At 65.6% G+C, this 12819-nt stretch carries 11 protein-coding genes; 8 read left to right on the top strand and 3 right to left on the bottom strand.

Going from position 1 to position 12819, the window contains the following annotated elements; genetic code table 11:
- The first annotated feature begins 42 nt into the window (after positions 1-42).
- From ON22_RS27360 to ON22_RS27350, 3 genes are read left to right on the top strand one after another with little or no spacing between them, the layout of a single operon-like run.
- Positions 43-579: a hypothetical protein gene (locus ON22_RS27360; RefSeq protein WP_033247437.1), complete on the top strand. Its 537-nt coding sequence runs from the start codon at positions 43-45 to the stop codon at positions 577-579.
- Positions 576-1445: a hypothetical protein gene (locus ON22_RS27355; RefSeq protein ID WP_033247438.1), complete on the top strand. Its 870-nt coding sequence runs from the start codon at positions 576-578 to the stop codon at positions 1443-1445. Before ON22_RS27360 ends, ON22_RS27355 begins: the two co-directional genes overlap by 4 nt.
- Positions 1442-1879, top strand: a complete 438-nt coding sequence (locus tag ON22_RS27350; protein WP_033247439.1) for a hypothetical protein — start codon at positions 1442-1444, stop codon at positions 1877-1879. Before ON22_RS27355 ends, ON22_RS27350 begins: the two co-directional genes overlap by 4 nt.
- Before the next feature lie 330 nt (positions 1880-2209).
- Here ON22_RS27350 and ON22_RS27345 read toward each other — a convergent pair whose 3' ends face one another.
- Together ON22_RS27345 and ON22_RS36950 are read right to left on the bottom strand one after the other, a co-directional pair.
- The gene (locus tag ON22_RS27345; RefSeq protein ID WP_033247440.1) at positions 2210-5038 is read right to left on the bottom strand and encodes an NACHT domain-containing protein; all 2829 of its coding nucleotides are present in this window, start codon (positions 5036-5038) and stop codon (positions 2210-2212) included.
- A gap of 610 nt (positions 5039-5648) precedes the next feature.
- A complete protein-coding gene (locus tag ON22_RS36950) occupies positions 5649-6050 on the bottom strand; it encodes a hypothetical protein (RefSeq protein WP_157170446.1) in 402 nt (133 codons plus the stop codon).
- A gap of 51 nt (positions 6051-6101) precedes the next feature.
- On the opposite strand from ON22_RS36950, the gene ON22_RS27340 reads away from it, so the two are divergent.
- From ON22_RS27340 to ON22_RS27330, 3 genes are all read left to right on the top strand, one after another.
- Positions 6102-7262 carry a DNA recombination protein RmuC gene (locus ON22_RS27340; protein WP_157170445.1) on the top strand — a complete coding sequence of 387 codons (1161 nt, stop codon included), beginning with the start codon at positions 6102-6104 and terminating at the stop codon, positions 7260-7262.
- Between the two features lie 230 nt (positions 7263-7492).
- Positions 7493-7837 carry a hypothetical protein gene (locus tag ON22_RS27335; protein ID WP_033247441.1) on the top strand — a complete coding sequence of 115 codons (345 nt, stop codon included), beginning with the start codon at positions 7493-7495 and terminating at the stop codon, positions 7835-7837.
- A gap of 650 nt (positions 7838-8487) precedes the next feature.
- Complete coding sequence (locus ON22_RS27330) at positions 8488-9066, top strand: hypothetical protein (protein ID WP_033247442.1); 579 nt, start codon at positions 8488-8490, stop codon at positions 9064-9066.
- An 89-nt stretch (positions 9067-9155) separates the two neighbouring features.
- Here the strand turns inward: ON22_RS27330 and ON22_RS27325 are convergent, their stop codons facing one another.
- On the bottom strand, positions 9156-9392 hold the full coding sequence (locus tag ON22_RS27325) for a hypothetical protein (RefSeq protein ID WP_033247443.1): 237 nt from the start codon (positions 9390-9392) through the stop codon (positions 9156-9158).
- A gap of 379 nt (positions 9393-9771) precedes the next feature.
- On the opposite strand from ON22_RS27325, the gene ON22_RS27320 reads away from it, so the two are divergent.
- Both ON22_RS27320 and ON22_RS27315 read left to right on the top strand, forming a co-directional pair.
- Positions 9772-10137 carry an RIP homotypic interaction motif-containing protein gene (locus ON22_RS27320; protein ID WP_033247444.1) on the top strand — a complete coding sequence of 122 codons (366 nt, stop codon included), beginning with the start codon at positions 9772-9774 and terminating at the stop codon, positions 10135-10137.
- Positions 10138-10260: 123 nt separating this feature from the next.
- The coding region (locus ON22_RS27315) for an AAA family ATPase (RefSeq protein ID WP_218000705.1) at positions 10261-12819 on the top strand (2559 nt) is incomplete at its 3' end.

Here is a 12819-nt window from a genome sequence, read left to right as displayed (position 1 = left end):
CCGGTTCTTCACACCCGCGCCGCCGAGAAGAAGAGAGCTACCGTGACCACCCTGCCCACCGACGACCTGCGCCGCCGGCTCGATGCCGGATGCGCGGTCAGTGGCAATCCATTTCACCGCGCCGCGATCGGTCTGCTCGGTTTCGCGGACCTGCTCGACCGCGCCGACATCCGCCGTCGCATCGATATCGAAACCGTCCCCGACCGGAACAATCAGGACGTCGAGGCGGCCTGGGTCGACTGGTCCGTCTTGGCCCGCGACCTACACGACGACCAGATCGGCCCGCTCCACGGCGGGCAAGACCGGCTGCTCCGCCTGGCGCTGAGCATCGCCCACGGCACTCCCGTCGATCTGCTGGGCGCCCTGTCGGGCCTGGGGCACGCCCACGCTCGCGCCGTGCTCGACGCGATGGCCATCGCGTTGGAGCTGGCCGGGGATGTCGAGATCACCGACAGCCCCGCCTATCTCGAGCGCAAGAGCCGAGAAGACAACGCGCTGCGCGAGGTCCTGGCCGACCGTGGCCTGAGTCATCCCGATGACGAAGCCGCCGTCTCCCCGTTCGGGGGTGACCGTCCATGACCGACGATTCCGCACTCATCCCGCCGTCGACCGAATCGGCATTGACCGCCGAGGATATTCACCGTCAGGTGGTGGATCTGCTGGGCCGCGCGGCGCGCCTGCGCCGGCCCGCCCGCCCGCTGGTCGCCGCGGGCGCCACCCCCGCACCCGGGGGCGAGTCCGGCACGGAGCCGATCGATTTCGCCGCGTTCGCCGTGTCGGTCCTGGCGGAGGTCGCGGCCAATCGCGGCGGGATCGCCGCACTGCGGGGGACCGGGTCGGGCAGCTGGAAATCCGATCGGGTAGAAGAGCTGTTGATCAGCGCCGGGTGTGACCAGCCCGACCTTCTCGCCGGGTACCGCAGCGCTCCGATCGTCATCGACGTGCACATCGACCACCTCCTGGACGCCGGTGAAGTCGTCGAAGAACCCGGTACGCGGCGCCTCTATCGCTGGCCGCCGCCCCTCGCCGAGGGGGAGGACTACGAGGGGCAGCAGATTGCCCTCGATGAGGCCCAGGGCGAGGCGGCGCAGGCGCTGGTCGCGCGCCACGCAGGTCGGCCCTACGCCGAGTGGGAACACGAAGAAGCCGCTCAGCAGCGGATTTTCGACGCCGAGCAGGAGGCGTTGCTGCACCGGTGGGCCACCCGCTACACCTGCTACCTCGACGCATTCCGCGCAACCGTCGACGTTCGGGTCGCCGAACTCGGGCTCACGGTGCCGGTCGAGGTCCGCGGCAACTCCGGCCCCGAGGCCCGGACCGACCCGGCCGCCGCGGTGTACGACCGGTGGGACGCCGACCCCCTGGCCGCCGAAATCTATCTGTACGCGGTGCGTAACACCCCGATCAGCCTGCTCACCACCGACACCCCCGAAGCGACAAGATGACCGACCGGCCCGCCGATTTCACCCCGCATGTGCACCTCCCGGCGGGCTACCTTCCGGCCGGCCGAAAAGTCCGGGCTGTGTGCTCCTGCGGGCAGACCACCACGCCCCGGGTGAACGAAGACCGCGCACTGGCCGCGCTCCTGGCCGAGCACGGGTGGACGCCGCCGATCTGCGCGTTATGCGGCACCGACCACCAGGGCTACCCCGGTCGTGACTGGGATTCGCTGCGACTTCACGATGTCGAGATCCTGGTCGATCCCGCGACCGGCGGCACGTTCCTGGTGTGCCGGGGCATGCCGCGCTCCTGCCGCGACGGCGCGGCGCAGAAACAGCTGCACCTGGATCGTGCCGTCGCTGACGGCTTCGGCTTCGAGTTGCCCCGCCCGCGGCTGCGGGTGGTCGACCGCGCCGCGGAGCCGGACGAACAAGCGTGACGCCACGTCTTCCCGTGTGAGCTGGTGCGATGTGTGTGGGCGCGGCCCTTCTTCCTGCCGGATCGGTTCGTCGTCTGGGCGCCCGAAAACCCCTGATGTGGATTTTCATCGAAGATTTCAGTAACCCCCCCGGTAGGATTTCAGGCCGCAGGTCAGACCACATCGGCTGGCGTGCGAATCGCCGATCAATGGCTGCAACCCGACACCCGGCTGCCGTCGGCATACGCCGAACCCTGCCACCGGCTGCTGTACTCCCGTACCCGTTTCCCGACGATCCCGCCCCCCTCGGCTGAGGCTGGGAGTTGCTGAGGGGTACAGCTGATGGAGGGGCTATCGCAGTTGTTCGCCCACGGGTGAGCGGTGCAGCATCGGGACTACGAATTTTCTCAGAGTTTCCATCAGTTGTGGCTCATGGCCCAGGAGGCTTTCCAGCGCCAGTTCGAGTAGAACGGCCGCATCGTGATCGAGGAGTGCTTCCAGCACGGGCGAGACATCGACGCCGATAGATCCCTGTTTGGCGATGGTACGGAATGCCTCGTCGGCCTGTTCTACCGCGTGGGCCCACGCGGAGTCCGAGAGCAGGGTCAGGGTCTCGCGGTAGCTTTGCCAGGCCTGTTCGGGAGTGGTTTCCGGCTTTTTGGGGTATGGCCGGCCTCGGACTCCGCTGAGGCCACGGACAGCCGCGGGGGCTTTGGCTTCGCGGCCAGCGGTCTCGATCTGGTCTTGGATCGCTTGGGTGGTTTCGCGCACGACGGGAATGTCGCTGAGTCCGTTGCGGAGGCCCTCGGCGATCAGGGTGCGGACGTGGTCGCTGCCGGTGGCGGCGCGCACCAGGACCCCGGCTACTGCGAGCGGGTCCGACGGTAGAGGGAGGCGGAAGATCCCGAATGCCACGGCGAGAAGGCGGTCGTGGAACAGTGGTATCGAGCGGGCCATCCCGTCATCGATCAGGTCCAGCGCCAGTGACGGTGCGATCGGGCAAATTTGCCCCAGCCGGTCGGTGGCGTTGGTGTCGATCGTTTCGATCAGGGAGACGACCGTGTCGTGCTGATGGGGCTGGGGTTCAGCGAAAAGCTTGCCGGTGGCGAAGATCCAGGTGTTGCGCCAGTGGGGGCTTGCCGCGGCGGTGCGCAGGCGGTCGGTGATCTGCTCCATGGAACCAGTTGTCAGATATCGCGCGGCCATGAGTTCCTGTAGGGACCGAACATCGAACCCCAGGCCTTCGTGTCCCCGGGAGACCGGGGTGAGCAGTACGAGTCGGTGGGTCGCGGCGGTGAATATCCGAGAAAGCAGCTCGGAATCGGTGTCCGAGGGCCGGTAGCCGTCGGCGGTGAGGATCTTCCACGCGATGTGGCGTAGTTCCTCGGGAGGCATGGTAGCTGTGGAAGTATCGCGCTCGCTGCGCACTTGCAGTTCGAAGCCGACGTGCTGGTGCAGCACGAGGATGGTGTTGGCGTGTTCTTGCAGCAGCCTCGCCAGGGAGGTCTGCTTGTTGCGTTCGCGTTTGAATACGGTCTCGTAGTAGCCCCAGAACAGGCTGTAGCGGTCTGGGGCGAGGTGGCCGGCGCCTTCCACGATGATCGTCATGATCAGCACCTGTAAGGGTGTCTGCATCAGGTAGCGCAGCGATTCGTCGTCGGCGGCGCGGAGCAATCGCCTGCCGATTCGCTCGATCTTCTCGCGGTCGTCCTTGAGGCGTACTCGGGTGGCGAGGATCCCATAGCGCAGGGCATCTTCGATGCTCAGCCGGGACAGATCGATGCGTTCGAATTGTGTTGGCGCGATGTTCTCGACATACCCAGTCGGTCGCGTGGTGACCACGACGAGCAGGTCGCAGTTGTCGCCGTCGGCGTCGCTGACGAACTCGGTGATCTGGTGGATCAGCCGTTTGCGGATGCGCGGCTCGGTGACTTCATCGAGACCGTCGAGGACCAGGAACCACGGCCACTGCTGCATCCACGAGAACAGCGAACTCGGGGTGACCGAACCCTGGTTCGAACGTGCCGACACCTTCTTCGCGATCCACGACAACAGCGTCGAATCCTCGTCGAGCCCTCGCTCTTCGGCGTACTCGGCCAGATCGATACGCATCGGCCAGCGTCGATGTTTGGGTAGCCCGTCGCGGCCCAGCTCGCGCAGGCTGTGGGCTGTCGCCCCGATGACGGCGTGATGGTCGGTGCTCAGGTCTTCTGCACCCTCCAGAAGCGCCGCCCGGTACGCCTGCACCAGGAACTTCGACATGGTCGTCTTCCCGTTGCCGGGTCCGCCGGCCACGACGACATGCCGGGGCCCGGAATACAAGTTCAGTCGTGGCCGCAGAACACGTTCACCGCGGTCCAGGATGTGCCCGAACACTGTGCGCCGTTGGCCGCCGGGCTCTGGGGTGATCGGCAGGTCGATGGCTACCTGTTCGATCGGGGTGCCCACGGTGTCTCCTGCGCCGGCTTCGTCGAAATAGATCGCTCGCTCACCCATCAACGTCGTGCGGGCATGCCGGAACAGCCCGCCCTGGAGTTCGTTCAGGGGCAGTCGGTCGGTGTATTGAGCCAGGTTGGCGAACACGTCGGACGCGGTGAGGAAGGCGGGAAACGCCCCCCGGACACCGTCATGTTTGGTGACCAACGCGTCGACCTGGTTGCCATCCCAGATACGCCACTTCCGTAACCGGCGGATCCGCCGCAGCTTCTCTCGGCGTTCCTGGCCCCCGCCGGGGAGATCGCGGGAATCGTCGGCGAGATCTTCGATGAATTTCCTGATGCTGGAATTCAGCGTGTCGAACCCACCGGATTCCGGTACGGGCGTCAACAGCACGTTGGTCACGATCACCCAGTAGTGCGGGATCGGATCTCGGCCGGACTCCGGATCGGCCCAATCCTTCAGTTCGCTGCGAACCTGTTGCCACAACCACCGAAGGTTGGCCCCCGGATCGGCCTCTAGCCGCTGCTTGTGCTTGGCCTGGAAGACGGTGTAGCCGTCCCACAGGTCGCCCGGCTGCTCCTCCGAACCCGCCCACACGAGCGTCCCGCTGCACAGCATATCCCGGCCGCCGTCACGTCCCGCGCCGAGAACTTGCACCTGCGAGCCGAACTCGGCCACCGCCAACGCCGCGGCCAAGTTCTGGAAACCGAGCGGGCCCAACCGCTCCAAGTCATGCTGCACCCAGCAATGATGTCACCAGCGACAGCCCACGGCGCCGCTCCCCACGACACCGGCTCCACCCAGGCCGTCACCGGGCTGCGTATCCATCCAGACGTGATGTTCGCGCTCGGAGTGACCGCACGCCCGGCCCGGCAGCGACCCACCCCCCGGTCGTCCGCGCCCGAACCCGATGGTCCAGAAGGTCGTTGAAGTAGACAGCGATCTCGGCGCGGTCGGCCTCCCGCCCGGTCCGACGGTAATTCCTGCCCGCCGGCCTTGCGTGTGAAGCAGTCGCCGACCTCGGTGTGCGGCATGCCCAGTGCTGCCTTCCCGGCACACCGCATCAGCGGGTTGGTCGCGGGGTCGCCGACCACAGTCTGGCGAAGGCATGTCGATCGTGGTGGTCGCGGGAGATCGCGCGGTACCTCCTGGGGCCGATGAGGCGTTGTTCGTCCGGACAGAATCTTGGCCATAGTTTCCAAAAGACTTGCGACCGGTATGTTTTCGCGGTTTACGGTGGTTCCTGTCCCTGTCGGTGGGTGGTGGTATTTGTCCCTGCGCGCTCGGAGATGCGGTAGGCCCGCGCGCAGTGCTACTTCCCGACCGGTCAGGGCCGGGGTCGTATCGGTGTTCAGCGAAAGGATTCGATTTGATCGGCATGGGCGTGTTCGTGTTGATGATGGTCGTGGTGTCCGGTCTCGCGGGAGGTGTCGGCTTCATGGCGGGCCGTAGCCGGGTGGCCGTTGCCGAAGAACAGGCACGGCGCGAGCGCGAGGCGACCGACCAGATGCGGCGCGAACGTGACGCCGCAGGTGAGAAGGCACGTGAAGAGCGTGACACCGTGATCGCGGCAGCGCGGGCCGAACGCGACACGGTGGCTGAGCAGGCGCGTATCGAACGCGAGGTGGCGGCCGAGCAGGCGCGTATCGAACACGACACGGCGATCGAACAGGTACGGACCGAATGTCGGACGACTGTTGAACAGGCACGGCAAGACCGGGATGCCGCGGTCGAGCGAGCGGATGCGTTGCAAGCCCGGGTTCACTCGGAAGCGGCGGCGCGGGCCGGGGCCGAGGCGGAGTTGGTGGCCGCGCGGAAGCGGTTTGCCGAACAGATCGAGTTGCTGCGTACCGAGCGGGACGGCATCAAGGCCATGGCCGGTCAGGTACTGGAGGAGTCCGGAGCACGGTTGGTCAAACAGTTCACCGAGCTGGCCGACCAGCGAGCCCAGGCCACCGGCCAGGAGCTGGAACAGCGTCGAAGTGCGGTCGACGAGCTGATCAAACCGTTGTCGGCGCAGGTAGAGAGCCTCACCGAATATGTTCGCGGGGTCGAGAAGGACCGCGTCGGCTCATTCGCCTCGCTCGGTGAGCAGCTGCAACAGATGCGCGACACCAACGAGCAGTTGCGGCTGAGCAATGAGGCAGTGCAGAAGGAAACTGGGCGGCTGGTGAACGCCTTGCGCCGGCCCAATGTCCGCGGGACGTGGGGCGAGCGTCAGTTGCGCACCGTCGTGAAGGAGGCCGGAATGCTGAATCAGGTCGACTTCCTCGAACAGCCCAGCCTCACCAATTCCGAGGGCGCGACGATGCGGCCGGACATGGTGGTGCGTATCGGCGGTGAGATGTCGATCGTGGTCGACGCGAAATCACCGTTCAACGCGTTCCTGGAAGCCCACGATGCTCGTGACGAAGCCGAGCGCAAAGTGCGGTTGGCGGCGCACACCAAGAACATGCGCAGACACATCGACCAGCTCACCGAGAAGGAATATTGGACGCTGCCGGAACAGTCACCGGAATTCGTGGTGATGTTCGTGCCGTCGGAGGTGTTCCTGTATGCGGCGTGGGAGCAGGACCCGGCACTGTGGGAGTACGCGGCAGGCCGCAACGTCATTCTCGCAACGCCGACCAGCCTGTTCGTGCTGCTGCGCTCGGTGGCGGTGGTCCTGCGTCAAGAAGCGGCCGTCGAGAACATCAAGCACACCGTCGAAATCTGCCAGGAGATGACCAAACGCCTGCGCGTTGCTGTCGGACATCTCAACAAGCTCGGCAGCAAACTCACCGGCACGGTGGACGCGTTCAATGCCACGGTCGGTTCCATCGAGCTGCGAGTTCTGCCGAAGGCCCGCGAAGTCGACGAGTTGCAGGGCCGCGACAACCCGATCCCTGAGCCTCTCACCATCAACCCCACCCCGCCTCGAACTCTGGCCCTTCGCGACGGCGGTGCACGCCATGACGGTCGGTGACGGCCCAGCGCCAGCACCGATCTTATGTGGTGGTCAGCGGGATATTCCCCGGTCTCGTCTCTGTGCCTTCTGCCGCGGCGGCGGGAAAGTTCCAGGCGTGCCGGGTTTTCTCGCCGCGCGGGGCGCGGAGCCGCTCCGCGGTGGCATGCCGCTCGGTCGGTTCCGTGACCCGCCTGCCTGCCACATGCGGTGGGCATATCGTTGGCAGTATGGCCACGGCAACAATATCAATGGACGACGCTCTGTTTGTCCGCGTCTGCGAAGCGGCCGGTGAGAACCTGTCGGAGTGGATCGCCAAGGCGTGCCGGCAGCGACTGCTCAGCGAGAGCGTGCGGGACGCGGTGGTGTGGGAGCAGGAGCATCCGGTCGAAGCGGCCGCCGCCCGTGCAGCCGAGGCGGCATGGCAGCGGGAGATCGAAGCCGAGCAGGAGGTCCAGTACCTGACCGAACAGGCGTGGTCGGAAAGCGGCGGCCTCGGAGATGGCCCGACCGCCGAACAGCGCGCCGACGCCGAGCGCTGGGTTCACGCACTGTTGGCCCGAGCCGACCAGCAGAAGGAAAGGGACCGGCAATGAATCGCCTGCGCTACCCCGCGTTGACTGCCGAGCAGGTAGAAGCGGTGATGAACGATCCGAAAGTGACATGGAAGACGTCCCCGAAACCGAAGCCCCGCCCGCGCTGAGCGAGGACAACGCCGCCGAGCTCCTGCGCCAGGCGCACGACCACCGTAGATATCGATAATTCGACGAAGGAATTCCTGCGGAGTCCTACACACGCGGCCGCAGCACAAGGTGCGGATCGCTGCGGCCCCCGAATCAGAGCAAGCAGTGATACGCGGCGGGCTCGTACACCATTTGTGGCGTGGGCCTATCCCACTATGCCGCGGGGTGGTCCGGGCACACCGGCCCGGCGTCCGAACACGGTCTTCCGCTCCTGGCTGTGCGCAATCCAGATGCGCTACGACCTGACGAGCGTCCGGCCCCGTAGTTGGAACCCTACGACCAGCTGCTGAGCAAAACCTAAAGCACCGGCACCGAGTCGGAGATCGGGATGTGACGGTGACCGCCGACCCTCGGTGACCGGGCCCGGTCACGTCCAGGTCGGGGTAGGCGCCACTGAACGGGAGCTTCCACCTTCACCGAACGATGGTGAACGACAGCAATATCGGCAGATCTGAACTCTCTGGCGTACGGTTCGGGGGGGGGTCAGGGATACGCTGCTGGTCATGGGGAGTTTCGACGAAGCAATCGACCGCGAACGCGAGCGTGCGATGCGAAAAGGTCAGGCAGCGGAGTCTGCTCGCGCGGCCGCGGCCGAGGCGGACAGGGAAGCGGTTGCTTCGGTTCGCCAAGCTGCCGAGAAGTTCTCGGGCCTGACAGGGCTGAGCCTCGTCATTGTGCGCAACCGCAAGCTGTTCGACCGCGGCAAGGCCATCATCGGTGAGAGCGACGGTCACCAACACCCCTATACCGCAGTCGAAGAACTGCGCTGCTGGATCCTGCCTCACACCCGCAACCATGGACGCGTCGTCCTCACCGAACGCGGAGAGCTGGTCACAGTAGGCATGCACGTCCGCATCCGCACCCGCGACCACACCGACGTTGTCATCGCAGAAGTTGACCTACGCCCGACCGATATGCGACGCGTGTTCACTCCGCCCAGTGACATGTCCGGCCGCGCCGATGTGTACGTCACGCATTTGAATCATGTTCTGGCCCAGGCTTTCGTGGAGCACGAACGGGCAACACAGCACGGGTCCGCGGTGTTGACGCGAGCACTCAGCGGCCGCCACGACACCTGGTAGCCCGGCCGCCGGCGGTATCTATTGCTGTTCAGAACGCTCTCCGACCAGCTGTAGGTCAGCCTACTGGCGCAGCAGCAGTCCGACTGTAGTCAAGGGTGATCGTAGAAGTCGGTGCCTTCGTCGATGTCCTGGCGGACACGGGCCTCGGACAGTTCTTCGGCGACCGCGCTCTGCCAGGGTGTTCGATAGCGGGATTGCCGGAAGATGCGTTCGTTGCGTTCGGTCAGCCGTCCGAACCATGGTGACGGCTCACCCCACCACGCTGCAACGACGCAGTCGGGTGCCCATACCCAGTCGTCGGTGTCCTCGAATCTGATCCAGTGCATATCAGCTGCTCCTGCTGCTGGTGGCGACCTGGAGTGAGCGGACACGGTCGTCGAGTTCACGGACGGTGGATCGGCGCTGGTAGGGAGCGAGGTCGCCGAGCAGCCTGGACAGGTGGCAGCCCGGAGGCTTCGCGGGTCTGGTTGGCTTCGGTGCACATATTGGCGAGTAGTTGGCTGGCCATCGGGCGCGGTGGCGGTGCCGCAGCTCCAGTAATGCGCTGCCGACTTGGCTCACGGTGGCCGATACCTAGAGGCGTTGGAAGTCCGGGCGAGAAGTCGGTGGTGGAGCCAGGATCATGAGGTCACTGAAAGTTCTCCGGGGTTTGACGCGGGTTGGTTGTGTAGCCTTGGCGCACAATATGTCTGAAGGGATGTCCGTATGGATCCGATGACGATCGTGACAGCGCTGATTGCGGGTGCGGCGGCGGGTGGACAGGAAGCGGCGTCAGCGGCCGTGCGTGACGCCTACCTCGCGCTGCGCAACCGCATCAGTGGTGGCGGCGGTGATGCGCGGGCAGCGATCGAGGCGAATGAAGCAGCACCTGGTGGTGATATTGCGGCGTTGGATTCGGTGGTGCGACGCTCTCGGGTGGTCGATGACGCCGCACAGCGGGAGTCTGCGGAGCGACTGCTCTCCGTGGCCCCCACAGAATACGTCGAATACGCACGTGGGCATATCAATCTGAGCCACTCCCAGGGAGTGCAGGTCGGGCACTACAACACCCAACACAACACCTTCGGCTGACTCTGTCCCGCTGTGTACCGCGCGTCGAACACGGACCCGGCCACGACACCATCATTGCCACACAGTATGGGTCGGCCCGGGTGATAAGGGCATGAAGGACAGGGCTGTGGGAGGGGGCAGGTTGTGGTGGATATAGTCGGTCCTACGGAAGGTCCCGCGATCGACGGGGACGAACAGGGGCGGCAGCAGGTGGACGCGCGCCACGGTCGCGGTTTGCAGTTCGGCGATCACAACGTGCAGATCAACTACCACTATCCGGCGACCTGGACCGATGGGGTCGCCCCCACCCCGTTGGTCGATACCGGTGGTGTGGTCGAGTCGCCGTATCGTGGGTTGGGCTGGTTCAACGAAATCGATGCCCCGTTCTTCTTCGGCCGCGACGACGCCATCGACGCCATCTTGCGGCGGCTCGGTGAAAGCACGCGGCAACCGAAGATTCTCATGGTTTCCGGGGTCTCGGGTGCCGGGAAATCCTCCTTGCTGCGTGCGGGGGTCCTGCCGCGTATCCGCGGACAAGGCCTGAGCAGGGCGCCGCACGCGCACCGGTGGCCGGCGTTGGTGATGAGCCCGGGGCACCTGCCGGTGGACGAGTTGGCGTTGCGGACTGCCCAATCGGTCGGGCTGGACGCGACCACGCTCCGAGGAGAACTTCGAGCCGACCCCACCAGCTATGCAGTGGCCGCAGCCCAAGCCGCCGCCGGCGGGGAGCAGACCTCAGCCGGTGAGGATCGACGGTTGCTGCTGGTGGTCGATCAGTTCGAGCAGATCTTCACCCAATGTTCCGACCCCGAACAACGCCAAGGATTCCTCACCGCCCTGCACACCGCCGCGACCACCCCACCCCGGGAAGGCGCGCCTCCGCCGGTAGTCCTGGTCCTGGTGGTGCGCTCCGATTTCGAGCCTCGCTGTGTGGACATCCCCGAACTGACCGACCCTACCCAGCACCGCTACATGGTCACCGCCATGACCGAACATCAAGTTCGTCTGGCCATCACCGAACCCGCCAAAAAAGCCGGGTCCCGGGTCGATGACGACCTCACCGAGCAACTCCTGCGCGATATGCGTACCACTCACCCCACAGGTTCATTCTCCGCGACCCCGAGTGCGGCGGTGCTCGGGGCAGGAGTACTGCCACTGGTGTCGGACGCATTGGATCGGGCGTGGCGTTCTCGCGGCGGGGGCACCCTGAGCATCCTCGATTACGCCCGCACCGGCGGCATCGCGTCCGCTGTCGCCGACAGTGCCCAGCACGCCTATGACACGCTCACCCCCACCCAGCAGGACACCGCCCGCAGGATCTTCACCCGCCTCACCGTCACCGACACCAAGGGCATCGACACCGCCGACCGCGTCCTACGCACCGACCTGATCCCCGCGACCGGGGAGGCCGGGGATGTGGAGGCGGTGCTGGAGGCATTCGCTTCCGAACGGCTACTCACTCTCGGAGCCGACACCGTTGAGATCAGTCACGAAGTCCTGCTCCACACTTGGCCCCTGCTACGCGATGTATGGCTGGCCGAAACCCGCACCGACCGCGCCGTCATCACCCGGCTGCGTACCGCGGCCACCTCCTGGACTGACAGCGGTGGCGACAACGCCTACCTCTACAGCGGTAGCGTCCTGGACACCGCCATCGCCACTCTCGCCCGGATCACCGCCGACCCACACCGGTACCCGCCGCTGAACGAGACCGAACGCCGATTCCTCAACACCTCCACCCGGGCGCAACACCGCCGGACCCGGCAACAACAAGCCGGCATCAGCGTGTTGATCGCGCTCGTCATCGCCCTCACCATCACGACTGTCCTGGTCGTCCAGAAGAACCGATCAGCAACCGAGTTGACGAAGGCCACCGTGGCACACGGCTTGATCAGTCAAAGTCGACTCTTCAACGACACCAACACCGACCCCGTCGCTGCCAGGCTCACCGCACTGGCCGCATGGCGGATCAATCCAACCCTCGAAGTCCACCAAGCAATGCTCGCCGCTTCCCTCAATCCCCTCACCGCAGAACTCCCCACCGGCAGAACCTCCTCGGTGGCCTTCAACCCCATGGACGACATCCTCGCCACCAGGAGCGACGGCGATTATGTCCAACTGTGGAACCCCACCACCGACAGGAAAATCCGCGACATCCCCACCTTCGCCCTCTCGATGGCCTTCAACACCACGGGCGACATCCTCGCCACCAGCAGCCGTGGCACTGGTGTCCAACTGTGGAACCCCGCCACCGGCAAGAATATCCGCGACATCCCCGCCACGCGCGTCGCCCTCTCGATGGCCTTCAACCCCATGGACGACATCCTCGCCACCAGCGGCGATTATGTCCAACTGTGGAACCCCGCCACCGGCGAGAAAATCCGCGACATCCCCACCGACGCCAACTCGATAGCCTTCAACCCCACGGGCGACATCCTCGCCACCATCAGCTACGACGATCGTGTGCAACTGTGGAACCCCGCCACCGGCGAGAAAATCCGCGACATCCCCCTCATGGGCGCCGACTCGATAGCCTTCAACCCCACGGGCGACATCCTCGCCACCATCAGCCGCGGCAATGGTGTGCAACTGTGGAACCCCGCCACCGGCGAGAAAATCCGCGACATCCCCCTCATGGGCGCCGACTCGATAGCCTTCAACCCCATGGTGGACATCCTGGCCACCAGCAGCCGCGGCGATGGT

The organism is Nocardia carnea NBRC 14403 (assembly GCF_000308515.1).
Lineage (GTDB): Bacteria > Actinomycetota > Actinomycetes > Mycobacteriales > Mycobacteriaceae > Nocardia > Nocardia carnea.
Note: the sequence above shows the minus strand (reverse complement) of the source record. Positions and strands in the feature narration are given on the sequence as shown.

Coding starts and splice junctions, on each gene's coding strand:
- ON22_RS27355 (WP_033247438.1), top strand. CDS start 576: ATGACCGACGATTCCGCACTCATCCCGCCGTCGACCGAATCGGCATTG.
- ON22_RS27350 (WP_033247439.1), top strand. CDS start 1,442: ATGACCGACCGGCCCGCCGATTTCACCCCGCATGTGCACCTCCCGGCG.
- ON22_RS27335 (WP_033247441.1), top strand. CDS start 7,493: ATGGACGACGCTCTGTTTGTCCGCGTCTGCGAAGCGGCCGGTGAGAAC.
- ON22_RS27330 (WP_033247442.1), top strand. CDS start 8,488: ATGGGGAGTTTCGACGAAGCAATCGACCGCGAACGCGAGCGTGCGATG.
- ON22_RS27325 (WP_033247443.1), bottom strand. CDS start 9,392: ATGCACTGGATCAGATTCGAGGACACCGACGACTGGGTATGGGCACCC.
- ON22_RS27320 (WP_033247444.1), top strand. CDS start 9,772: ATGGATCCGATGACGATCGTGACAGCGCTGATTGCGGGTGCGGCGGCG.